Origin of the sequence: Pantoea sp. BAV 3049 (assembly GCF_009765445.1) — a bacterium.
Lineage (GTDB): Bacteria > Pseudomonadota > Gammaproteobacteria > Enterobacterales > Enterobacteriaceae > Erwinia.
In genome coordinates this window covers 4,746,922-4,769,210 of the sequence record NZ_WHOY01000031.1, presented here as the reverse complement: position 1 = coordinate 4,769,210, position 22,289 = coordinate 4,746,922, and the positions used below count along the sequence as shown (strand labels likewise).

The window sequence follows — 22,289 nt, the reverse complement described above, 5'->3', positions numbered from 1 at the left end:
ATGACGGATGATTATTTCAATACTCCGCAAGGATAAAAAGGCCGATCTCTCGATCGGCCTTAATCGTTTGTCCCTTCTACAACACTTATGCGCTGCGCAGGGTGTCCATCAGCGCCATTTCTTCGCTGTTCAGCAGCTTCTCAATATCCACCAGGATCAGCATACGCTCGCCGAGCGCACCCAGACCGGTCAGATATTCGGTGGACATGGTCACCGCGAATTCCGGAGAAGGACGGATTTGATCGTGCGTCAGTGACAGCACATCCGACACGCCATCCACCACGATACCCACCACACGCGCTTCAAGATTCAGCACGATCACCACCGTGTTGTCGTTATAGTCCACATCCGGCTGAGCAAACTTAATGCGCAGATCGATGATTGGCACGATAACACCGCGCAGGTTAGTGACGCCTTTAATGAATGAAGGCGTGTTAGCGATGCGGGTCACCTGATCGTAACCGCGGATCTCCTGCACCTTAAGAATATCAATACCGTACTCTTCGTCACCCAGTGTGAACACCAGGAACTCCTGCCCTACGGTTTCGCCAGCAAGTTTAGTGACAGTTGCCATTCCAGTCATAGTTCTACCCTTAATCGGTTAAAGTCAGGCTGCGGCTCCGGCCACACGCTTTTCACGGTTGAGCGATTGCAGAGCCGACACATCGACGATCAGCGCCACGCTGCCATCACCGAGGATGGTCGCCGCCGAAATGCCCGGAACTTTGCGATAGTTGCTTTCCAGATTCTTTACCACCACCTGGTGCTGACCAATCAGCTGGTCAACCAGCAGCGCATAACGTTTACCCGCGCTCTGCAGGATCACCACGATGCCCTGAGTGGCTTCGGTTTTTGCACCCTGTACATCAAAGACATTCCACAGCTCGACCAGCGGCAGGTATTCGCCACGGACTTCCAGCACGCGCTCGCCTCCGGCCAGCGGATGCAGGTCATCAGCCAGCGGCTGCAGTGATTCCATCACCGCGTTCAGCGGCAGGATAAACACTTCATCAGCCACGCGGACTGACATGCCGTCGAGGATCGCCAGCGTCAGCGGCAGCAGGATGCGGATAGTGGTGCCTTTGCCCTGTTTAGAGGCAATTTCCACGTGGCCGCCCATCTCCTGGATGTTACGTTTCACCACGTCCATGCCCACGCCACGGCCGGAGACGTCTGTCACCTGCTCGGCCGTGGAGAAGCCCGGGGCAAAGATCAGCATGCCGACCTCTTCGTCGCTCATGGCGTCGCTGACCGGCAAGCCAGAAGAAAGCGCCTTTGCCAGAATGCGTTCGCGGTTCAGTCCGGCACCGTCATCGACCACTTCGATGCAGATATTACCGCCCTGATGTTCCGCAGAAAGCGTCAGGTTGCCCACCGCATCTTTGCCCGCAGCCAGACGTTTGTCCGGTGATTCAATCCCGTGATCCAGGCTGTTACGCACCAGGTGCGTTAATGGGTCCATGATGCGTTCAATCAGGCTCTTGTCGAGTTCCGTTGAGCTGCCCTGCAACGTCAGCTCCACTTCTTTACCGAGCTTGCTGGCAAGGTCGCGTACCAGACGAGGGAAGCGACTAAAGACGTATTCCATCGGCATCATACGAATTGACATCACCGATTCCTGCAGGTCGCGGGCGTTACGCTCCAGCTGTCCCATGCTGTTCAGCAGGTCGCCGTGCGCCACCGGGTCCAGCTCGCCAGAACGCTGAGCCAGCATCGACTGGGTGATCACCAGCTCACCGACCAGGTTGATTAACTGGTCAACTTTTTCCACCGCAACGCGGATGCTGGTAGATTCGCTGGCTTTGGCTGCCGCCGGTTTTTTCACGGCTTCACGCTTCACCGCCGGGGTGATATCGGTGACCGTAGCCAGTTCAGGCTCAGGAGTGGCTGCCACTTCGGCTTTCGCAACCTCTTCCGCCGCCGGAGCCGCGCCAGCATTGAGGAATTTAATCTGCGACTCTTCAATGACAAAGCACAGCACCGCCACGATATCGTCCGGGCTGACAGAGGAGTCCAGCGTCACCTCAACGGAGGTTTCCCCTTTCACCACATCAGAAACCGTGCCCAGGTTCCCCAGCTCTTCCAGCATCAGCGGAATTTCCGTTGCCTTCAGGTCAATCAGCGCCAGGCGCAGGCCACCCGCAGCCACTTCAGCCGCGGCGGGTGGCTCAGCAGCCAGCGTTTTTGGTGGAGCAATCACTTCCCCCCTGGCTTCGAGAGCCAGCTGGCGCAGGGCCTGACAGATGTATTCAAACGTCGCGGCATTCGGCTCCGTGGCGGTTTTATAGGCATCCAGCTGTTCCTGCATAATATCTTTGGTTTCCAAAAACAGGTTGATGATATCGGTGCTCAGCTGCATTTCACCGCGGCGGGCACCGTCGAGGATGTTTTCCAGAATGTGCGTGGTTTCCTGTAAAACAGTGAAACCAAAAGTACCCGCCCCGCCTTTGATCGAGTGGGCCGCGCGGAAGATAGCGTTCATCTGCTCCGCATCTGGTTCCTGCGGGTCTAACCCCAGCAGGTGTTGTTCCATGTCGGCCAGTAACTCATCGGCCTCATCGAAAAACGTCTGATAAAAATCGCTGATATCCATGCTCACGGTATCACCTCTGCTGTGAGTCGCGACCGGTCTGGGCAGCTGGCGCGTCTGGCCGTCCTGAGGAGAATGCCCCCGGAACGTCCTGAGTACCTGCCGTCCCAGCCTTTGGTGGTTGAGGGGCTGGGTTATTGTTGGCACCGGACGGTATCGCCGGTGCCGCTATCTCTTTAAGGCTCGCCGGATCGTCGCCGCTTATCTGCACGGCGTCACTCTCCGAGTTTTCCTTCTCAATCTGCATTTCGGTGTCATGGTTCAACACCAGCAGGCTGATCCGGCGGTTAACGGCATCATTCGCGCCGCGGTTTTTTAACTTCATGGTGTCAGCCATGCCGAGAACCCGCAGCATCTTGCCGCTATCCAGCCCGCCCGTTACCAGCTCACGGCGTGAGGCGTTGGCACGATCGGTTGACAGTTCCCAGTTGCTGTATCCACGGTCACCGTTGGCATACTGGAAATCATCCGTGTGTCCCGCCAGGCTGATTTTGTTCGGAATATCGTTAAGGATCGGCGCAATAGCCCGCAGAATGTCCCGCATGTACGGTTCCACCTCTGCGCTACCGGTCTTAAACATCGGCCGGTTCTGGCTGTCGATAATCTGAATGCGCAGTCCTTCTTCTACCATGTTGATGATCAGGTGCGGACGCAGCGCCTTCAGTCGAGGATCGGCTTCAATCAGTTGATCCAGCTTTTCACGCAGGCGGTTCAGCCGAATGTCATCCAGCTTGCGTTTCTGCGCGTCCATATCGACAACTTTTTGCACTTCACCTTTCTTCTGGGTTGGGTCTTCGCCACCGCCAGGGATTACGCTCACGCTCTCACTGCTGCGAGTGCCTCCGGTCAGAGCCACTCTCAACGGTGTTTTAAAATACTCAGCAATGCTCACCCGCTCCGCCGGTGTGGAGATCGAAATCAGCCACATCACCATGAAGAACGCCATCAATGCAGTCATGAAGTCGGCATAAGCAATCTTCCATGACCCATGCCCACCTTCATGGCCTTTGTGCTTCTTTTTCTTAACCAGAATAATGGGGTGATTGTTATGCTTCATGCGTCTTGATCCGAAGTCTGTTTCGCTGGTGATTTGGCGTTACGGACGTGCTCCTCCAGTTCGGTAAACGACGGTCGGTCAGTTGAGTAAAGTGTCTTACGGCCAAACTCAACGGCGATTTGCGGCGCATACCCATTCAGACTTGAGAGCAACGTCACTTTGATGCACTGCATCATCTTGGTGGTTTCCGCACATTTCTGCCGCAGAACACCGCTCAGAGGTGAAATAAAACCGTACGCCAGCAGGATCCCGAGGAATGTCCCCACCATCGCATGCGCCACCGAAGCACCCAGTTCTGCCGCAGGACGGTCAGCAGCAGCCAGCGTATGCACCACCCCCATTACCGCCGCGACGATACCGAATGCCGGAAGGGAGTCCCCTACCGTTTGCAGCGCCGTTGCTGGCACTTCGCACTCATGCTCGTAAGTTTCAATTTCCTCGTCCATCAGCGCTTCGATCTCAAAGGCGTTCATATTGCCGCTGACCATCAGGCGCAAATAGTCGGTAATAAAGTCCACTAATCTACTATCGGCAAGAATGCGCGGGTAATTAGCGAAAATTTCACTCTCTTTTGGGCTTTCAATATCGCCTTCCAGCGATAACATGCCCTGCTGACGGGATTTCGCCATCAGGCGATACAGCAGAGCCATCAGATCCATATAGAGAGATTTATTATATTTAGCACCACGCATTAACAGTGGCAGGGATTTCATGGTGGCTTTAATTGCTTTACCACTATTCCCCACAATAAATGCGCCAATACCTGCTCCACCAATTATCAGCAGTTCGGAGGGCTGATAAAGCGCCCCCATATGGCCGCCTACCATTGCATAGCCGCCCAACACCGACCCGAGAACCAGGATGTACCCCAAAATAATTAACACAATAAATCCTTACGTCTGCTGACGTGTGGGTGGAAGATGACCAGATTGCGTCAGGTTAGTTGGCCTGCGTGGGCAAAAAAAAAGCAGCGGTTAAATAACCGCTGCTGGATTCATTCCACGTGGCGAACTTAATTAAACGGCTTGTTTAACCTGTTCATCCAGCAGTTGTGAAATGTTATCGGCAGATTCCGGGAGAAGTTTACGTCTTTTTACCGCTCGTGATGGCGGCTGGCACAGGCTGCAGACAAAACTGCCAACAGGCTGATGCGCGTGGTTAATAAAGCTGCCACCGCAGCATTTGCAGTCGGACAGTTCGAGCATTCCGCTCTCAACAAACCGGACTAAGGTCCAGGCACGGGTCAGCGCCAACAGCGGGCCTTCGTCCTGTTGCGGGCACTGCTCAAGGTACAGGCGATAGGCCTTGATCACAGCCTCCACGCCCTTACTCAGCCCGCTTTTGAGTAAAAACTGCCAGGCATTACAGAACATTGAAGCATGAATATTTTGCTCCCATGTCATAAACCAGTCGGTAGAAAATGGCAGCATGCCTTTTGGTGGCGGACTGCCGCGCAGTTCTTTGTAAAGTTTAATTAAACGGCCGCGGCTCAGTTGCGTTTCGCTTTCCAACATTTGCAAACGTGCACCCAGCGAAATTAACTCCATCGCCAGCTGTATATCACGTGCTTCCTGAACAATACTTTTCTCGCTCATTAACTCGCCCTCTTTTTCGGCAACTCGTCGGCTTTCTCCGACACGTTGCGTAATAAACGGCTTGATAACAGAATGCCGGTGTGGATTTGCTGTAAATCGTCCACACGGGATTCCTGCGTTAAGCGGGTAATCGTATTGTGATCGTTAAAGCGGAACTGACAAACCAGCTGATTGGTTTCGGCCAGTTTTACCATTTCAGGTAAGGTTAACTGAGACAGCGCATCAGCCATCGCTTCGTCGATACCCAGACGGAACATAGCAGAAGCTTTTTCCTGGTTAATTAGACGTTGTGCAAGCAATAAATATGACAAGTTGATGTCGTAAATATGTTTGAGTAATTCTGATGTACCCATTTTTTTATCCATCCTGACTGACGCTACTTAAACGTTTGCGGATTACGCCGCTACCTTGGTTGCTGGTTGGTAAATCTAAAGATGGCAAAAAATTTAGTGGCAGAAGCCAAACGTTTGCGAAGCTGATGGCTACCAAAATGGTGGCCTAACAGAAAGTAGTCATTAACTCATTTTGCCAGTTACTGCTCCTGAGTATCTCCTCTTCCCTGACATCATCCTTTCCTGTTTCGGTTCCTGTTTTAGGACTATTCCGAAAACAACGCAACTTTATCCGCTCTAATTTTTGGATACAACGAGAGCCAGGACAAATTTTAGATAAAGTGTGACACAGATCACACTTTTAGGGCAAATTTGACAAAAAAACTCTTCAGGAAAGCTGTTGATTAGTTCACTAACTAACCAAATTGGGCGCTTTATGTTAATTTTTAACCTTTAGCATACATTTTCAAATGAAAACGATTCTTTTTACGCAGATTAAACGGAACGGTGACGTGATTTAGATCAAAATTAGCGTAACTATCCGCATTGACAAAAATAAGCAGCATTAAATGCTGTGTATTGCAGTTATGATACGTGTAAAAAGTAATCACAGAATGTGACTATCGTTAGGCAATACCATCGGTGAAATGTGACATAACGCAGGTTTTTATCAGGAAGTGTTTGTCTTTTGTAAGCCGCGCCAAGCTTGTGTTTAGAGCATGCCAGGAGATGTAACCGACGGTTACATTAGGGATGTGAATGTTTTCACACAGGTTTTGCCCCTGCAGGGTTAGTATCGGCACGGCGTGCTGATTCTTGAGTAAAAAGGCGCATTTTTACCATTTTTTCTTTTAACTGGCCCTTATACCGCTCTTTTTGCCTTCCCAGGATTCCTAAAGTCAAATAAAAAAGGGCGATCTGAGATCGCCCTTTGTTTTAGCTGGCATGCATTATGCTAGCCGCGGATAGGCGGCAACTTTGTTGGCCTCCCCCTGCTCCTTGCTGCGGGCCGGTATCGCCTGCAAATCCTTCAGGTAGGTTTTGCGCCAGTGGGTAATATCGTTTCTGCGCAGCACTGCCATCATGTCGTTATACCGTGAAATACGTTCATTCAGCGGCATGGTTGCCGCCTGATTCAAAGCTGCAGCCACTTCGCCACGATCGTAAGGATTCACAATCAGCGCTGAAGTCAGTTCATTGGCTGCCCCGGCAAAACGTGACAGCACCAGTACGCCAGGGTCCTGAGGGTTCTGAGCGGCAATATACTCCTTCGCCACCAGGTTCATGCCGTCGCGCAGGGGCGTCACCAGACCGATGTCCGTCAGGCGGAAAATTTTCATCAGCAGACGGCGATCGAAGTGCTGGTTCAGGTAATAGAGCGGCGTCCAGCCCAGCGTGCCGTATTTGCCATTAATTCGTCCGGCTTCGGTCTCCAGCTGGTGGCGGATATCCTGATAGGCCTGCACATCCCCGCGGGAAGTTGGCGCAATCTGCGAATAGCGAATCTTCCCGCGATGCTCCGGATAGTTTTCCAGCAGCTCTTCATAAGCCAGAAAACGCTCCGGCAGCCCTTTGGAATAATCCAGCCGCTCGCAGGCAATAATGTTCTTGGCATCCCCGAGATCTTTCTTCATCGCCGCCATCTTCGGTGGCAGCGGGCCTTCCGCCATCTCTTTAATGCTGTCCGGCTCTATCCCGATGGGGTAAACCTCAGTGGTGAAGTGGTTGCCAAAGGCGGTGTGTTGTTTTCCTTTGGTCTGTACCAGCGTCAGCAGCGACAGGCATTCCAGAAAGGCGGTACGGTCGTTTTCCGTCTGGAAGCCCAGCAGATCGTAATCACACAGCATCTCCAGCAGCTCATTGTGCGGCGGCAGTGCGTTAAAGATCTCCGGGGTCGGGAACGGAATATGCAGGAAGAAACCAATGCGGTTATTGACGCCCAGTTCGCGCAGCTCGGCGGCGAACGGCAGCAGATGATAGTCATGGATCCACAGAATATCATCCGGTTCAAGCAGTGGCAGCAGACGTTTCGCCAGCATTTTATTAACGCTGCAGTACCCTTCCCAGGCTTCCCGCTGAAAATTGACCAGATCCAGCCGGTAGTGAAACGCAGGCCAGATCACGGCATTGGAAAATTGCAGGTAATAAAGATCGTAATCGTTCTGGTTCAGCCCAAAAGAGGCGTAGGTGACGCTGTCCTGTTCGAACAGGTTCATCTCTTCGTCATCCTCGCCGATTTCATTGATTTCGCCGTTCCAGCCAAACCACAATCCTCCGGTGGTTTTCAGCGCGTCCATGATACCAACGGTGAGACCGCCTGCGCTGGCTTTCGATCCATCGGGTACAGCGATGCGGTTAGATACGACTACTAAACGACTCATAACCTTTGACTCCTCGACCTTAGATTTTTAGTCTTGATCTAATTGTAATAGTGTTTGTTCCAGCCAGTGGTAAACAGCGTCAACATCCCGCAGGCGATACACTGCGTCAGTCTGGCCCTCTCCCACTTTGACTGTGATACCCTCCATGGCATTGACCGTTTTAAATGCTGCTTCATCGGTCAAATCATCACCAAGAAAAACCGGCGTTCTGCCGGTAAAGGGAGCCTGCTGCATAAATGCGGCAATGGCCGCCCCTTTATTGACACCTTTTGGTTTAATTTCCACCACGCATTTGCCGGGTTGCAGCGTCAGCATCGGGAAGCGTTCGATCGCTGATTCAGCCAGCGCCAGAACGTCCTGCTGAAAGTGTTCCGCGCGGCGATAGTGCAGCGCAAAGGCCATGCCTTTCTTTTCCAGCTGCGTATCCGGCAGGGCGGCCATCGCCTCGCTCAGCAGCGAAGAGAGCGACTCAGCCACATTCTCCGGCAGTGAGAGGCGTTCAATCTGACCAGCAGCATCACGGCGTTCTGCACCATGGACACCAGCCAGAGGAAGGTGTAACGGCGAGACCAGCGCATCCAGCTCGCTGATCGGGCGGCCGGAAACCAGTGCCACGGCACCGTCACTCAGCTCCACCAGCCGCTGTAAATTGCCGAGGGTCTTTTCCGGAATAAAGACTTCATCCGGTCGCGGCTGGATCGCCGCCAGGGTACCGTCAACGTCGAAAAAGAGAGCATAGCGACCAGTCGGAGATAAGGGGGGCACGGACTCGTTCTGGGTATTCACAGTATTCCTCCTGATTAGATGTGTCATAGCGATACGTTCATCAGGCTGTTGCTGCGGCCCAAGTTGCGCGGGCACGGGGGGAGACTGGCGGGACTTATGGTGTCAGATATCATCAGATTACTGGTACTGTTTTTTCCCTGTCAGCACTGCACGGCAGATGCTGCCGGACTCCCCTTATTGCCCGGTACGCAACAACTTCAGCTTTCAGTATAGTCGCTGATCCGCGTTCTGCCAGACCAGCAGCCACAGCAGGCTGTTGCGTAATTGTTAAGAGTGGTAAATAACGGCAGAGAATGATACAGGAAAAAGATGAAAGACATCTGACAACTACAGGAAAATACAGAAAACCAGAAGTCAGGGATGCGAGACGTTGCGCCCCCTGGCAAAAAACCTCAGGCGACTGGCTTCATCCACAGTGAATCGACGTTGACTTCACTCCAGCACGCTGACTCTTCGGGACTGGCAATGCTGTCCCAGCAGTAGCGGTCTGCCAGATCAACAATCTCCGGACAGAGAGACTGATTGGTTACCAGCGAATAAAAGACACAGACTTTAGGCTGCAACAGTGATCCCACGCCAGGTTCTGCCACCACCGCCACCCGTCCCGATGCCAGACGCACGACCGAGCCGACCGGATAGATTCCCACCGCCTTTACAAAGGCATAGAAGATTTTGCGGTCAAAGTGCCCTTCCCAGCTGGCCATATGGTGCATGGCGTTGGCCGGATTCCAGCCCGCCTTATACGGCCGGTTGGAAGTAACCGCATCATACACGTCGCAGACCGCAGCCATCCGCGCCAGCAGCGAAATCTCTTTGCCCTTCAGACCATGCGGATAGCCGCTGCCATTCATTTTTTCATGATGATGCAGCGCCACGTCCAGCAGATCTTCCCTGGCTCCACTTTTCCTCAGCAGCGCCTCTCCAAGCACCGGATGCTGTTTCATGACTTCAAACTCCGGGCCGGTCAGCTTGCCGGGCTTATTGAGGATTGCCAGCGAGATCCCCGCTTTACCCACGTCATGCAGCAGCCCGGCAGTCCCGGCGCGGCGGATCTGCTCCTCGTCCAGCTCCAACTGACGCGCCAGCGAAACCATCAGCGCGCACACCGCCACAGAGTGCAGATAGGTATAGTCATCGTGCGTTTTCAGGCGCACCACGCTGAGCAGTGCCGCCGGATGGCGGCTGATCGATCCGCCGATTTCATCCACCAACGGCAGCGTGCTGACCGTGTCGATGGTTCTGCCCAGCCGTGCATCGCTGAACATATCCATCACCTGCCCTTTGGCATTCAGACAAATTGCCTGGGCCTGCTCAATCTCCTGATACATATCGCCCGATTCTGTGGCCACTTCAGGCAGCTCAGGTTCATCCAGTGCTGCCACGAGTTCCGGCCCGCGCCCTTTATCCAGGTCGATCCAGACTTCTTTAATGTCGTTTTCCACGATGCTGTTAATTTGTTGCTGGGTAGTAAGCAACATAGCGTTGTGAACCAGGGGATCTTTCAGCCAGAAAACCTCCAGCTTGTGGACATACATCCCGGTTCGCAACTCATGGGCCTGAACTTTTATTATCATTCTGACTCTCCCGGGTTTCCTGCCGGTTCCTCCATTCAGCACAGGTATCGGCCTGACCTTTGAAACCTTCAATGGGGGTGACGCTTAAACGCATCATTTACTAAATTTTTACACTTCAGCAATATTGTTGATGGAAATGAGAGCAAATGAGCCCACCCACAGCTATCACTGCCAGGGGCAGTACACGCCGTCAGACCAAAGCCCTCTTTAGCATGCAGATAATGAAATCAGTGAGTGGGAAATGAAGCGCTCTGAATTACTGTCTATTTTCCTGTTGCAGATAATCCGTCAGGAAAAATTGTGCATTCCCTTCTTCAGAAAGTTCTTTATTAAAATAGAGGTTATAACTTTCTGCTTCACCGGGAAGATAAAGTTCACCCCGGTTATTACCCGTAATGATCAGTGCAACATATTTCCTGCCATCAACCATGACGGAATAATCCCGGCGCTTGCCTTTTTTATCCACGTCCATCAGCTGGATTTTATTCTTCAAGGCATGGTCAATTTGCGTTATCTGTACCAGTGCTTTATGTTCATCCGGATGACCATAGCGCAGCGTCCAGACCTGAACCCCCTGTTCCCCACTCCATGCATGGACATTGTCAGCCACCTCTGGGCGGGTTGTCGTTGCTGCTGCGCTGCCCTGCGCGGCACTCAGAACCAGTAAAGCAACGGTGAATATCCTTAACATAACTTCTCCTTTTCATCATTTTCAACTTGCAGATAATGTTGACCGGGCGAAATCCGGCGAGGGTATTTTATTGTTTGCAGGTTTTCGCTGACCACTCTGAAAGAGGTTTTATTATTTCAGGGCACAATATAACAAAGCCATTTTAAAAATAAAGCCGTCTTTTTAAAAATATGGTGTCATGGAAATATTATTATTCTGTCAGGGTGTTATTATTTTCTGTTACGTTTTAATGTTATTAAAACAAATCAGAGAAACGTTTATTTCTGCCGGTGATTCCTGACGGCGTTCTCAGCGCCCATTTTTTCGCGGTTTAGTCAGGGAATTGCTCAGTTCGTACAACCGGTTAACAGTCTTCACTGGCCGTTCAGGCGCTGATGCGGCGAGGGCAAGTACAAGGATTTCGAGGCAAATCATCGGCGTGCCATGCACCGGGATTTTTTCCGCCTCGGCGCTGCGGGGGATCAGGATCACCGTATCAGCAACGTTAACAAACGCCGCGTCCGGCGTACCGGTCAGCAAAATAATGCTGATGCCAAGCCGCTGCGCCTCTTCAACCGTCGTCGTTCCTTCCCGGTGCGCACTGCGCTGTGCCATCATGATCAGCACATCGCCCTTATTCATACCGATTAGCTGTTCGCTCAAAGCCGCCCCGGTACGGTTAAGCACATAGGCGGGCGTGCCGTTTCGGTTGAACAAGCGGGCGGCGTAATCTGCCAGCAGTGACGAGGCACCGATCCCAAAAACCGCCACCCGCTTTGCCGCTTTAAGCAAAGCAGTGGCGTGAGAAATCGCCTCACGGTTAGCGTCAGAGGCCAGCATCTCGCAGCTGATAAGATAGCTTTTCAGCACGAAATCAATGCTGGAGTTGCTGTCCGCCGTCAGCGCACTGACCGTTGTGGCCATTCTCGCCGAGGTGCTGAGCGTTTCATCCAGCCACGCCGCCAGCACATTTTTCAGATCCCGCAGCCCGGAAAACCCCAGCGCCTGAATAGCCCGGATCACCGTGGCATCGGAAGTCTGGGTGTCAGCCGCAATTTCAATCGCCGTTTTATGCAGCACTGCCCCCCGATGCCGATCGATATACTGCGCAACGCTAAACAGGCGGGGTGAAAGCTCATGCTGGCGGGCGCGAAAACGTTCGCCATACAGATCGTGACGCTTGCGGCTGGAAGAGACGGTTGAAGTATTCACATCGGGCCCGGGTAGTTAAATGAGAACAGTTTACATCAGGGCGCTGGCCAGCACGGAAAATATTCGCGCATTCTCAGACTGCGAGACGTTAAAGCGCAGGAAATCTCCGGCGCTCTGCGACTGGCTGAAGGAGTTACCCGGAGCCAGTACCACGCCGTTTTGCAGACAGTGGCGGGACACGCTGACCGCATCGGCCCCCTGCGGTAAACGACACCACAGAAACATGCCTGAGGAGGGAAGCAGCCACGGAGTTATGCCGATTTGCGCAAGCTGCTGAGCTGTTCGCGCTCTCGCCTGTGCCAGCCTGACCCGCACCGACTCCATATGTCGCCGGTAGCCACTGTCAGTCAGCGCAGTCAGCAGCAGCTCAGCGGCCAGCCCTCCTCCCGCAAAGCTGGTAGCGATTTTGAGATCGATCAGGCTTTCAATCCAGTCAGCCCGGGCGGCAATGTAACCGCAGCGCAAAGAGGCGGAGACCGTTTTGGAAAAGCTGCCAATCTGGATCACGCGCAACAGGCCGTCAAAGGCGGCCAGCCTTGGCGCGGGGCTGACCTCAAAATCGGCAAAGATATCATCCTCAACAATCACCAGGTTTGAGGTTTCTGCCAGCTTCAGCACACGGTGAGCCGTCACCGGCGAGAGCACGGCCCCGGTTGGATTATGAATGCCGGAATTGGTGATATACATTCGTGGCGAATGCTCCTGCAGCGCAGAGGCAAAAGCGTCGGTGTCCGGCCCGCTGGGAGTGTAAGGCACGCCCACCACGTTCACCCGGTGCGCCTTCAGCAGAGCGTGGAAGTTAAAATAGCAGGGATCGTCCACCAACACCGTATCACCCGGCTCCAGCAGAAAGCGGCAAATCAGATCGATGGCCTGCGTCCCCGATTCAGTCAGCATCATCTGCGGTGCGGAAGTTTCCACTCCCGCTACCGCCAGCCTGCGCAGCAAAAACTGACGTAGTCCGGGATGGCCTGCCGGGGTGGCATAGTCGGTCAGGGTCGCGCCCGCAGTTCTCGCCACGCTGCGCAATGCCCGCCGGATCCCCTCTTCATACATCCATGATGAAGGCAGCCAGCCACAGCCCGGTTTAAGGCTGCCGGGTTCACTGTCCAGTGACTGCCGGGAGACCCATAAAGGATCGATATCCCGGTCAAGCTGTGGGCCGAGCCGTGCCAGTGCCAGCGGAGCAACCGGGCCGGTAACAAAGAAACCCGCACCAGGCCTGGCGATGATGGCATTCTCCGCCGCCAGCCTTTCATAGGCTTCCACTACGGTGGAAACAGATACCTGCAGCGTACGGGCCTGCGCACGGACGGATGGCAACCGCGTTCCGGGCAGATAAGTGCGACCGGCGATTTTAGTGCGAACTTCTGCCATTACGGCATCAATCCGGGTCAGAGGCTGAACCATCCACTTTCTCCCGAAGTGTACTGCCTTTTATAGCAATACAGTTTCTTTAAATTGTACTGCACTGTAGCTGGTCTGCCGCTGCGGCTCAATGCTTTACTGGTGTCAGGTAAACAGGAGAGAAGAATGAAGAGTACAACCAGTGGCTGGATCAACGGTTTTTTGGGTATCACTATTTTTGCCGGTTCGCTACCAGCCACCCGGGCGGCGGTCAGCGATCTCAACCCGACGTTTCTGACCTGTGCCAGAGCCAGCGTGGCGGCGCTGCTGGCAGCGATCCTGTTGATCGCGCTGCGACAACGCCTGCCAGGCAGAGAAACAGTGTTGCCGCTGTTGGTGACTGCACTGGGCGTGGTGGTGGGCTTCCCGCTGCTGACCTCGCTGGCTTTACAGCATGTTTCCTCTGCCCACTCCATCGTGTTTATCGGCCTGCTACCGTTGTGTACCGCCATTTTCGCCGTGCTGCGCGGTGGCGAGCGGCCCCGTCCGGCTTTCTGGCTGTTCTCACTGGCGGGCAGCACGGTGGTGGCCGGTTATGCCCTGTTCAGCGAAACCTCCGGCTCTTCCATTGGGGATCTGTACATGCTGGTCTCGGTAATTGTCTGCGGGCTGGGCTATGCCGAAGGTGCCCGGCTCTCCCGCAGTCTTGGCGGCTGGCAGGTGATCAGCTGGGCACTGGTGCTGTCACTGCCGGTGATGCTTCCTCTTGCCCTGCTGACGCTACCCGTTTCTTTCAGCAAAGTCAGCACTCCGGCGTGGATCGGCTTTGCCTATGTCTCGGTGTTCAGCATGCTGATTGGTTTTATCTTCTGGTACCGTGGGCTGGCGCTGGGGGGCATTGCTGCCGTCGGCCAGCTCCAGCTGTTTCAGCCCTTTATGGCGCTGGGACTGGCCGCCCTGTTGTTGCATGAAACCGTCAGCTGGATGATGCTGGCGGTGAGTCTGGCTGCTGTTCTCTGCGTTGCCGGGGCGAAAAAATTCGCCGGATAAGCCCTGCGGCTCCGGCCCGTTTCAGCACCGACCTTCAGCGTCATCTATCCTTTAAGGTCTCAGACCGACACAAGAGGGATTGATGACAATGAGCAGCAAAACCAGCGATTTTTTTGTGCAGCGTCTGAAAGAATGGGGCGTGACGCGGATTTACGGCTATCCCGGCGATGGCATCAATGGCGTGCTGGGGGCGATCCAACGCGCCAATAAAGCAGGTGATGGCATTGAATTTATACAGGTGCGTCACGAAGAGATGGCAGCCTTTATGGCAGCAGGTCATGCCAAATTTACCGGTGAGCCTGGGGTCTGTCTGTCCACCGGCGGGCCGGGAGCGACCCATCTGTTGACCGGCCTGTACGATGCCAAAATGGATCACGCGCCGGTGCTGGCGATAGCCGGCCAGGCAGAAAGTACCGCGCGCGGGGCCAGCTATCAGCAGGAAATGAATCTCGATCGGGTCTTTGCCGACGTGGCGAACTTTGTGCAGGAAGCGGCGGCTCCGGCACAAATTCGCCATCTGATCGATCGTGGTATACGTCTGGCTATTGCCCAAAACGGCGTGGCAGTGCTGATTATTCCCAAAGATATTCAGGATGAAGAGTGGCAGCCACCGAAGCATCTGCATGGCTATACCCACTCCGGCCCCGGCTATCAACGACCAAAAGTGGTGCCTTACGAGGTCGATTTGCAGCGCGCCGCCACCGTACTTAATGCCGGTAAGAAAGTGGCTATTCTGATTGGTTCCGGTGCCCGTAACGCGGCGGTGGAGGTAGTACAGGCCGCTAATCTGCTGGCGGCTGGCGTCGCCAAGGCGCTGTTGGGTAAAGATGTGCTGCCCGACGATGCCCCCTTCGTCACGGGTGCCATCGGGCTGCTGGGAACCAAACCTTCCTGGGAACTGATGCAGAACTGCGACACGCTGCTGATGATTGGCAGCGGTTTCCCGTGGACCGAATTCCTGCCGCCGGAAGGCCAGGCGCGAGCCGTTCAGATTGATATCGACCCCGCAATGCTTAACCTGCGCTACCCTTGCGAAGTTGCCCTGCACGGTGATGCGGCGGAAACGTTGCGTGCCCTGCTGCCGCTGCTGGAACAGAAGCAGGATCGTCACTGGCAGGAAGAGATAGCGGTGCAGATCCGTGACTGGTGGGTTTTAATGGAAGAGCGCGCAATGGCCCCGGCTAATCCGGTTAATCCACAGCGCGTGGTGTGGGAAATGTCGCCTCAACTGCCTGATGATGCGATTGTCACCTCAGATTCCGGCTCCTGCGCCAACTGGTTTGCCCGTGATTATCGGGTCAAACAGGGCCAGCGCGCCACTCTCTCCGGCGGCCTTGCCTGTATGGGTGCAGCAGTGCCTTATGCCATCGCTGCGAAGTTCGCCAATCCTGGCAAGCCGGTTATCGCTCTGGTGGGTGATGGTGCAATGCAGATGAATAATATGGCCGAGCTAATTACCATCCAGAAATACTGGCAGCAGTGGGCCGATCCCCGCCTGATTGTCTGTGTGTTCAATAACCAGGATCTCAATCAGGTGACCTGGGAGCAGCGGGTAATGGAAGGAAATGAGCGATTTGAGGCCACCCAGCAGCTCCCCGACGTGCACTATGCGCAGTTTGCCGAATCGCTGGGCCTGCAGGGCATCCGTGTCGATACTCCTGAAGCGCTGGCCGATGCCTGGCGACGGGCGTTACAGGCAGACCGTCCTGTGGTACTGGAAGTGAAAACCGATCCGGAAGTGGCTCCCCTGCCCCCCCATATAACCTTCAGCCAGGCTAAAGCCTTTATGAGTTCCATGGCGAAAGGCGACCGGGGAGCCCTCCAGGCAATCAGCGATACCGCCAGTCAGATGTTCCATAAGAAAAACTGAACGGGAATTCGTTGAACTTTTCAGAAAGATAGCTGACTAACCATTTAGTGATTTTCCACTGCAACGAATTATTCAGCCTCCGTATGGAGGCTTTTTTTTTGGCCGATGGGCGAAGATAGCCTGCGAGGCACCAATCAAAAGTTTCGACGTTACCCCGGTTACACAGGTTTCGAGCCGCCATATCCCTCCAGAGGAAGATAATGCTCTACCGGTCTCGTTTTTGGCAACGGCTGTCAGAGCGTTCCTGTACCGCCATCAGAGCACCAGACCTGGCCAGAGGTATAGCTGCTTTCCGTCGAGGCCATGGCCACATACAGCGGAGCAATTTCAGCGGGCTGTCCCGGACGACCAAGCGGCGCTGAGGCACCAAACTGCTTCACTTTTTCCTGTGGCTGACCGCCGCTGGACTGTAGTGGCGTCCAGTAGGGGCCCGGGGCAACGGCATTAACCCGAATTCCCTCTTTACCCAACTGCTTCGCCAGTGATTTAGTAAACGCGACGATGCTGGCTTTGGTCTGGGCATAGTCCAGCAGAATATCACTCGGATCGTAAGCCTGAACTGAGCTGGTATTAATAATGGCTGCGCCACGCGGCAGATAATCCACAGCGGCTTTGGTTATCCAGAACATTGCATAAACATTGGTTTTAAAAGTCGCATCGAAATCTTCCGTACTTAAAGTGCGGATGGATTCATTAAATTGCTGACGACCAGCGTTATTGACCAGAATATCCAGCCCGCCAAGTTCAGTGGCAGCCTCTTTTACCAGTTGCTGGCAAAAGGCTTCGTCGCGGATATCGCCGGGAAGGGCAATGGCTTTGCACCCTTCCGCCTTAATCAGTGCGATCACTTCTGCGGCATCGGCCTCTTCTTCAGGCAGGTAACCGATCGCAACATCTGCCCCCTCACGGGCATAGGCAATCGCCACCGCACGGCCAATACCAGAGTCGCCCCCGGTGATCAACGCCTTCCGCCCCTGCAAGCGGCCGGAACCGCGATACGATTTTTCACCATGATCGGGAATCGGGATCATTTTACTGGCGAGACCTGGAACAGGCTGCGGCTGTTCGGCAAACGGAGGAGCGGGATAATCGACCGAAAGAAGACTTTTTTTATTTTCAGCTGACATCTTGTTTTTCCTTATGATTATTCACAGTGCTTTAAGCCTGGCACATTTGTGAAGTTTGTCACATCAGTGACGCAGCCAGTTCCCTGCTAACGGTCAACTGCTCTCTGCCGAAATTTATTAGCAGAGTGCAGCCTGCCCGTTCAGACCATGTCTCTCCTGCACCTCCCTTACTACTCAGGGCGGCCCCCTGAAACGCGCCAATATTCTCTTCCCTTTTTCATGCTGTCGTGGCATTTTGGAAATGGTAATTTCCTTATTCATTGAGAAACCATGAGCACATCTTCCCTTCCCCGCAGCGCAAACAAAGAGCGCGGCAGGCCACGAGAGTTTGATACTGAGCTGGCGCTGGACAACGCCATGCTGGTTTTCCGCCAAAAGGGATTTCATGCCGCCTCCGTCGCCGATCTCAGTGGGGCTATGAATCTGACGGCGGGCAGTATCTATAAAGCGTTCAAGGATAAACGCACGCTGTTTCTGCAGGTCTTTGAGCGCTATACCTCAGTGAGAAACGCCGACCTGCAACAACGCCTGGAAAAATACGCCACAGGACGCGAACAGCTGGCAGAACTGCTGCGGTTTTATCTGGAGTCGGCTCAGGATCTGGAAGGCAGGCGCGGCTGTCTGGTGACGGGCAGCGCAACGGAACTGCAGGTGCTGGACGCTGAGCTGGCCGATCTGGTTCAGCGCGCGGTGATGCGCAATAAAAAGTTCCTGATCTCACTGCTGACCCGTGGACAGGAAGATGGCTCAGTATCTGTCAGCCTGAACGTTGAAGCGGCGGCAGGGGTACTGCTGTGTCTCACTTTTGGCCTGCGGGTCGTGGGTAAAATCCAGAACGTCACTGGCCGGGAAGAGACCCTCCGTCTGGCCCTGAAACTGCTGGACTGAGAGCAAACCAGGCCAGCGGAAAGGCCCATTCTGAAGCCGTGAAAATTCAGCCAGCACACAGAAATAGTGCTGGCAATGATAAAAAATCGCCAATTTAGGAAATAAATATTTCCTAAATAATGTGAGTCATCAATAACTGAAATCCACTACTGAGATCCTGTCATGCCATCAAAAAAAGAAGCTATTGCACCCCTCCCTCCCCGTCGGGCTGAAGCCGGGCCTGCCACACATCAGGACCGGACGCTGACCGGTTTCGAACACCGTTACGCCACTGTTGACGGCATCAGAATGCATTACGTGACGGGCGGAAACCCGGACGGCGAAACCGTGGTACTGCTGGCAGGCTTTCCGCAGAGCTGGTACGCCTGGCGCAGCGTGATGCAGCAGCTGGCACCCACTTATCGTATTATCGCGCCCGACTTGCCGGGCCAGGGGGATTCCGATCGCCCGGAAAACGGCTATGACACGAAGTCGCTGGCGGCGAAAGTGCATGGCCTGCTGGCACAGCTCAGCGTCAGCCGCTATTTTCTGGCCGCCCATGACGTCGGGGCCTGGGTTGCCTGGCCCTATGCCTCGCTCTATGGCAGTGAAGTCAGAAAGCTGGTGCTGCTGGATGCCGGTATTCCGGGCGTCACGCTACCGGATGCCCTTCCCGTCACGCCAGATAAAGCCTGGAAAACCTGGCACTTTGCCTTCCATGCCATTCCGGATCTGCCGGAGGCGCTGATTGCTGGCAAAGAGCTTGTCTATCTCGACTGGTTCCTGAAGAGAAAAACCGCCTGTCCGGATGTCTTCTCCGCAGAAGATATGGCTGAGTATCTGCGGATCCTGATGCTGAACGGCGGCTTGCGTGCAGGACTGGCTTATTACCGTGCGGCAGCCCTTTCCGCCTCGCAAAACCGGGAACGGGTGAAGAAAGGAAAACTGGCCATGCCGATCCTCGCCATCAGTGCTGAACAGGGTTCGATCGCCGATATGGCCACACCGCTGCGCCCTTTCGCTGAAGATGTCGCGGGTGTGCTGGTGACGCATTGCGGACACTTCCTGCCTGAAGAGCAGCCGCAGGTCATCGCCCGCGAACTCAGCGGCTTCTTTATCTGATCGCTATTGCGCGCCGGAGCATGCTGGCGCGCCCACCGCAACGCTTACCAGACAAAATTCCCGATCGTTTCATCAGCAGGCCAAACTTCCTGATTAATAGCGTTAAAATTCGTTCAGAATAATACTGTGATTTCTACAGCCACATGGATGAACGATTGCATCCCACAAAAGGCTACCAGGGCTGTTTTTAAACGCAAACGTTGAAATTAGCTACCACACAATAAAGATTGAGACGGATTTCGAACAGACAGATGAGCCTCATCAGTTCAGAGAAAACCGTCTAAAGAGCCACATAATTTGTGGCTCTTTCCCCAGGCCAGCCAGGACATTACGGCCTGCTCCGAATAAAATGCAGGATTTCAGGCAGCGGTCAGGATGATTTTTAAGAAACCCGCAGTCTAAATTCCTCACCACTTCAAACGCTTTCCGGAATATTCCGGCAAGACTCTTGATCGTTACCGCTGACTGACGATACTGTATATAAACACAGTTATTCAAGAGAAACGATTATGCAGTTCATTTCCCCTTCCACCCTGAATAAACTTCTGCCGCTGCCGTTGTTTATCGAACGTGTACCGTGCGGCTTTCCCAGCCCGGCGCAGGACTATGTCGAAGAGCGGCTGGATCTGAACAAATTGATGATCAGACATCCGAGCGCCACCTACTTTGTGAAGGTCAGCGGCGATTCGATGATTGAGGCAGGAATTGGTGACGGCGATCTGCTGGTGGTTGACCGCTCGCTGACGGCGGAACATGGCGATATTGTGATTGCCGCCATCGATGGCGAGTTTACGGTAAAGGAGTTATGCACCCGTCCGTCGCTGCAGCTGAGACCACGTAACAGCAGCTACTCCCCTATCTTGTTTCACAGTGACGAAGCCCTGGAGATTTTTGGCGTGGTCACTTTTACCCTTAAATCAAATAAATAAGTATGTTTGCCCTGGTGGACGTCAACAGCTTTTACACCTCCTGCGAAACGGTGTTTCGCCCCGATCTGCAGGGTAAACCGGTGGTGGTGGTTTCCAATAATGATGGCTGTATCATCTCGCGATCTGCCGAGGCCAAACGGCTTGGCATCAAAATGGCAGGCCCGTACTTCCAACTGAAGGATGAACTCCGTCGCCATAAGGTGCAGGTGTTCAGCTCCAACTACGCGCTGTATGCCGACATGAGCCTGCGGGTGATGACTATCCTTGAAGAGATGGCTCCCAAAGCGGAGATCTACTCGATTGATGAAGCCTTTCTCGACCTGACGGGCGTCGGCAAGTGCGTCAATCTCGAAGCATTTGGCCGCGAAATCCGTCAGCGGTTGCTCAAAGAAACCGGTCTGACCGTCGGGGTTGGCATCGCGCCCACCAAGACGCTGGCCAAGCTGGCCAACCATGCGGCAAAAACCTGGAAAAAAACGGGTGGCGTGGTCGATCTGTCCAGTGTCGATCGCCAGCGCAAACTGCTGGCGCTGGTGCCGGTCAGCGAGGTTTGGGGCGTCGGGCGGCGTATCAGTAAAAAACTGAACCTGATGGGAATTGAAACCGCCCTGCATCTGGCCGAATGCTCCAGCTGGGTGGTCCGCAAGCACTTCAATGTGGTGCTGGAAAGAACATCCCGTGAGCTGCGCGGAGAACCCTGCCTGGCGCTGGAAGAGTTTTCCCCGACCAAACAGCAGATTATCTGCAGCCGCTCCTTTGGCAGCCGCATCACGGAATATGGCGATATGCATCAGGCAATCTGTGCCTACGCCGAACGCGCCGCCGAGAAACTGAGGGAGGAGAAGCAATTCTGCCGCTTTATCAGCGTGTTTGTCCGTACCAGCCCGCATGCCCAGGATGAGATCTTCTATGGCAACCAGTCCTCAGGCCAGCTGCTGACCCCTTCCAACGATACACGGGATATTATCCGCGTGGCGACCGAAGCGCTGGATCGCATCTGGATCGACGGCCATCGCTATATGAAAGCCGGGGTGATGCTGAGTGATTTCTTCAGCCAGGGCGTGGCGCAGTTAGCGCTGTTTGGTGAGCACCAGCCGCGGCCAGACAGTGCCGCGCTGATGCAGGTCGTCGATCGGCTGAACAGCTCCGGCCGGGGCACCGTCTGGTTTGCCGGCCAGGGTATCCAGAAATCCTGGGCGATGAAGCGTGAGATGCTGTCTCCGGCCTGGACCACGCGCGTTGCCGATTTCCCGGTGGTGAAGTGATCCTGAGGCTTCAGCAGCAACAATTACCCCGGGCTTAATTCCGGGTTCAGCCTGCCGGGAACTGCTCCAGCTGGCGGAACAGCCCGAACCAGTCTTCCAGATGCCAGGTGGTGGTAATCCGTCCTTTATCCAGATGATGGAACTCATGAATGGCGAAGCTGACTTTTTTCCCGGTGGCGGCAATGCCCATAAAGTTGCCCAGATGCGTGCCGGTGATTTCCGCACGCACGGCAATACGCCCCGGTAGCTGGATCATCTCGTGGATTTCAATATTCACATCCGGCAGCGCCTCAATAAAACCAAGGAGGATCGGTTTGAACCCGGCTGCACCCGGTCCCTGCCCCGGTGCCAGCGGGATATCCTGCCAGTCAGTGCTGACGGCCTTGTCCAGCAGATCGGGATTTTTATCATTAAAAGCGCGGTACACCGTTTCCACGGCAATACGCTCGGCCAGCAGGCGGTCGGTATCAGAATGGCTCATTATTCAACTCCATCGGGTAAGTGATTGCCTGATA

20 protein-coding genes are annotated in these 22,289 nt (G+C 54.3%); 6 read left to right on the top strand and 14 right to left on the bottom strand.

Annotated elements, in window-relative coordinates; translation table 11 throughout:
• Positions 1–85: 85 nt before the first annotated feature.
• The 12 genes from cheW to GSQ70_RS23625 all read right to left on the bottom strand — a co-directional run bounded on the left by cheW (position 86) and on the right by GSQ70_RS23625 (position 13,607).
• Positions 86–583 (bottom strand): chemotaxis protein CheW, encoded by a 498-nt coding sequence (cheW, locus tag GSQ70_RS23680; RefSeq protein ID WP_158784802.1) that lies wholly within the window; start codon positions 581–583, stop codon positions 86–88.
• A gap of 24 nt (positions 584–607) precedes the next feature.
• Complete coding sequence (gene cheA, locus GSQ70_RS23675; RefSeq protein ID WP_199257352.1) at positions 608–2,593, bottom strand: chemotaxis protein CheA; 1,986 nt, start codon at positions 2,591–2,593, stop codon at positions 608–610.
• A gap of 10 nt (positions 2,594–2,603) precedes the next feature.
• Positions 2,604–3,647, bottom strand: coding sequence for a flagellar motor protein MotB (gene motB / locus GSQ70_RS23670; protein WP_158784800.1), 1,044 nt, complete (start codon positions 3,645–3,647; stop codon positions 2,604–2,606).
• Positions 3,644–4,531 (bottom strand): flagellar motor stator protein MotA, encoded by an 888-nt coding sequence (motA, locus tag GSQ70_RS23665; RefSeq protein WP_158784799.1) that lies wholly within the window; start codon positions 4,529–4,531, stop codon positions 3,644–3,646. Before motA ends, motB begins: the two co-directional genes overlap by 4 nt.
• Positions 4,532–4,663: 132 nt before the next feature.
• Positions 4,664–5,242 carry a flagellar transcriptional regulator FlhC gene (gene flhC, locus GSQ70_RS23660; RefSeq protein ID WP_158784798.1) on the bottom strand — a complete coding sequence of 193 codons (579 nt, stop codon included), beginning with the start codon at positions 5,240–5,242 and terminating at the stop codon, positions 4,664–4,666.
• Positions 5,242–5,595 carry a flagellar transcriptional regulator FlhD gene (gene flhD / locus GSQ70_RS23655; protein WP_158784797.1) on the bottom strand — a complete coding sequence of 118 codons (354 nt, stop codon included), beginning with the start codon at positions 5,593–5,595 and terminating at the stop codon, positions 5,242–5,244. Before flhD ends, flhC begins: the two co-directional genes overlap by 1 nt.
• A gap of 929 nt (positions 5,596–6,524) precedes the next feature.
• Positions 6,525–7,955, bottom strand: a complete 1,431-nt coding sequence (otsA, locus tag GSQ70_RS23650) for an alpha,alpha-trehalose-phosphate synthase (RefSeq protein ID WP_158784796.1) — start codon at positions 7,953–7,955, stop codon at positions 6,525–6,527.
• A gap of 27 nt (positions 7,956–7,982) precedes the next feature.
• Positions 7,983–8,768, bottom strand: a complete 786-nt coding sequence (gene otsB / locus GSQ70_RS23645) for a trehalose-phosphatase (protein WP_158784795.1) — start codon at positions 8,766–8,768, stop codon at positions 7,983–7,985.
• A 365-nt stretch (positions 8,769–9,133) separates the two neighbouring features.
• A complete protein-coding gene (locus GSQ70_RS23640; protein ID WP_158784794.1) occupies positions 9,134–10,315 on the bottom strand; it encodes an HD-GYP domain-containing protein in 1,182 nt (393 codons plus the stop codon).
• A gap of 256 nt (positions 10,316–10,571) precedes the next feature.
• Positions 10,572–11,006, bottom strand: coding sequence for a hypothetical protein (locus tag GSQ70_RS23635; RefSeq protein ID WP_158784793.1), 435 nt, complete (start codon positions 11,004–11,006; stop codon positions 10,572–10,574).
• 288 nt (positions 11,007–11,294) lie between these two features.
• Positions 11,295–12,197, bottom strand: coding sequence for a MurR/RpiR family transcriptional regulator (locus GSQ70_RS23630; RefSeq protein WP_158784792.1), 903 nt, complete (start codon positions 12,195–12,197; stop codon positions 11,295–11,297).
• A 30-nt stretch (positions 12,198–12,227) separates the two neighbouring features.
• Positions 12,228–13,607: a PLP-dependent aminotransferase family protein gene (locus GSQ70_RS23625; protein ID WP_158784791.1), complete on the bottom strand. Its 1,380-nt coding sequence runs from the start codon at positions 13,605–13,607 to the stop codon at positions 12,228–12,230.
• A 96-nt stretch (positions 13,608–13,703) separates the two neighbouring features.
• Here GSQ70_RS23625 and GSQ70_RS23620 point away from each other — a divergent pair, with 96 nt between their 5' ends.
• Together GSQ70_RS23620 and GSQ70_RS23615 are read left to right on the top strand one after the other, a co-directional pair.
• Positions 13,704–14,594, top strand: a complete 891-nt coding sequence (locus tag GSQ70_RS23620; RefSeq protein WP_370521124.1) for a DMT family transporter — start codon at positions 13,704–13,706, stop codon at positions 14,592–14,594.
• 88 nt (positions 14,595–14,682) lie between these two features.
• Positions 14,683–16,464: a thiamine pyrophosphate-requiring protein gene (locus GSQ70_RS23615; protein ID WP_158784789.1), complete on the top strand. Its 1,782-nt coding sequence runs from the start codon at positions 14,683–14,685 to the stop codon at positions 16,462–16,464.
• Between the two features lie 233 nt (positions 16,465–16,697).
• Here the strand turns inward: GSQ70_RS23615 and GSQ70_RS23610 are convergent, their stop codons facing one another.
• Positions 16,698–17,591 (bottom strand): SDR family oxidoreductase, encoded by an 894-nt coding sequence (locus tag GSQ70_RS23610; RefSeq protein WP_158784788.1) that lies wholly within the window; start codon positions 17,589–17,591, stop codon positions 16,698–16,700.
• A 270-nt stretch (positions 17,592–17,861) separates the two neighbouring features.
• Here GSQ70_RS23610 and GSQ70_RS23605 point away from each other — a divergent pair, with 270 nt between their 5' ends.
• The 4 genes from GSQ70_RS23605 (at position 17,862) to umuC (ending at position 21,774) form a co-directional block, all read left to right on the top strand.
• The gene (locus tag GSQ70_RS23605; protein ID WP_158784787.1) at positions 17,862–18,479 is read left to right on the top strand and encodes a TetR/AcrR family transcriptional regulator; all 618 of its coding nucleotides are present in this window, start codon (positions 17,862–17,864) and stop codon (positions 18,477–18,479) included.
• A gap of 162 nt (positions 18,480–18,641) precedes the next feature.
• Positions 18,642–19,580 (top strand): alpha/beta fold hydrolase, encoded by a 939-nt coding sequence (locus GSQ70_RS23600; protein ID WP_158784786.1) that lies wholly within the window; start codon positions 18,642–18,644, stop codon positions 19,578–19,580.
• Between the two features lie 509 nt (positions 19,581–20,089).
• Positions 20,090–20,509, top strand: coding sequence for a translesion error-prone DNA polymerase V autoproteolytic subunit (gene umuD / locus GSQ70_RS23595; RefSeq protein WP_158784785.1), 420 nt, complete (start codon positions 20,090–20,092; stop codon positions 20,507–20,509).
• 2 nt (positions 20,510–20,511) lie between these two features.
• Entirely contained in the window at positions 20,512–21,774 is a 1,263-nt protein-coding gene (gene umuC / locus GSQ70_RS23590) for a translesion error-prone DNA polymerase V subunit UmuC (protein WP_158784784.1), read from the top strand.
• Positions 21,775–21,820: 46 nt separating this feature from the next.
• On the opposite strand, the gene GSQ70_RS23585 is transcribed toward umuC, so the two are convergent.
• Positions 21,821–22,255: an ester cyclase gene (locus GSQ70_RS23585; protein ID WP_158784783.1), complete on the bottom strand. Its 435-nt coding sequence runs from the start codon at positions 22,253–22,255 to the stop codon at positions 21,821–21,823.
• Positions 22,256–22,289 lie beyond the last annotated feature (34 nt).

Coding starts and splice junctions, on each gene's coding strand:
- cheW (WP_158784802.1), bottom strand. CDS start 583: ATGACTGGAATGGCAACTGTCACTAAACTTGCTGGCGAAACCGTAGGG.
- cheA (WP_199257352.1), bottom strand. CDS start 2,593: ATGGATATCAGCGATTTTTATCAGACGTTTTTCGATGAGGCCGATGAG.
- motB (WP_158784800.1), bottom strand. CDS start 3,647: ATGAAGCATAACAATCACCCCATTATTCTGGTTAAGAAAAAGAAGCAC.
- flhC (WP_158784798.1), bottom strand. CDS start 5,242: ATGAGCGAGAAAAGTATTGTTCAGGAAGCACGTGATATACAGCTGGCG.
- flhD (WP_158784797.1), bottom strand. CDS start 5,595: ATGGGTACATCAGAATTACTCAAACATATTTACGACATCAACTTGTCA.
- otsA (WP_158784796.1), bottom strand. CDS start 7,955: ATGAGTCGTTTAGTAGTCGTATCTAACCGCATCGCTGTACCCGATGGA.
- otsB (WP_158784795.1), bottom strand. CDS start 8,768: ATGACACATCTAATCAGGAGGAATACTGTGAATACCCAGAACGAGTCC.
- GSQ70_RS23640 (WP_158784794.1), bottom strand. CDS start 10,315: ATGATAATAAAAGTTCAGGCCCATGAGTTGCGAACCGGGATGTATGTC.
- GSQ70_RS23635 (WP_158784793.1), bottom strand. CDS start 11,006: ATGTTAAGGATATTCACCGTTGCTTTACTGGTTCTGAGTGCCGCGCAG.
- GSQ70_RS23625 (WP_158784791.1), bottom strand. CDS start 13,607: ATGGTTCAGCCTCTGACCCGGATTGATGCCGTAATGGCAGAAGTTCGC.
- GSQ70_RS23615 (WP_158784789.1), top strand. CDS start 14,683: ATGAGCAGCAAAACCAGCGATTTTTTTGTGCAGCGTCTGAAAGAATGG.
- GSQ70_RS23610 (WP_158784788.1), bottom strand. CDS start 17,591: ATGTCAGCTGAAAATAAAAAAAGTCTTCTTTCGGTCGATTATCCCGCT.
- GSQ70_RS23605 (WP_158784787.1), top strand. CDS start 17,862: ATGAGCACATCTTCCCTTCCCCGCAGCGCAAACAAAGAGCGCGGCAGG.
- GSQ70_RS23600 (WP_158784786.1), top strand. CDS start 18,642: ATGCCATCAAAAAAAGAAGCTATTGCACCCCTCCCTCCCCGTCGGGCT.
- umuD (WP_158784785.1), top strand. CDS start 20,090: ATGCAGTTCATTTCCCCTTCCACCCTGAATAAACTTCTGCCGCTGCCG.
- umuC (WP_158784784.1), top strand. CDS start 20,512: ATGTTTGCCCTGGTGGACGTCAACAGCTTTTACACCTCCTGCGAAACG.
- GSQ70_RS23585 (WP_158784783.1), bottom strand. CDS start 22,255: ATGAGCCATTCTGATACCGACCGCCTGCTGGCCGAGCGTATTGCCGTG.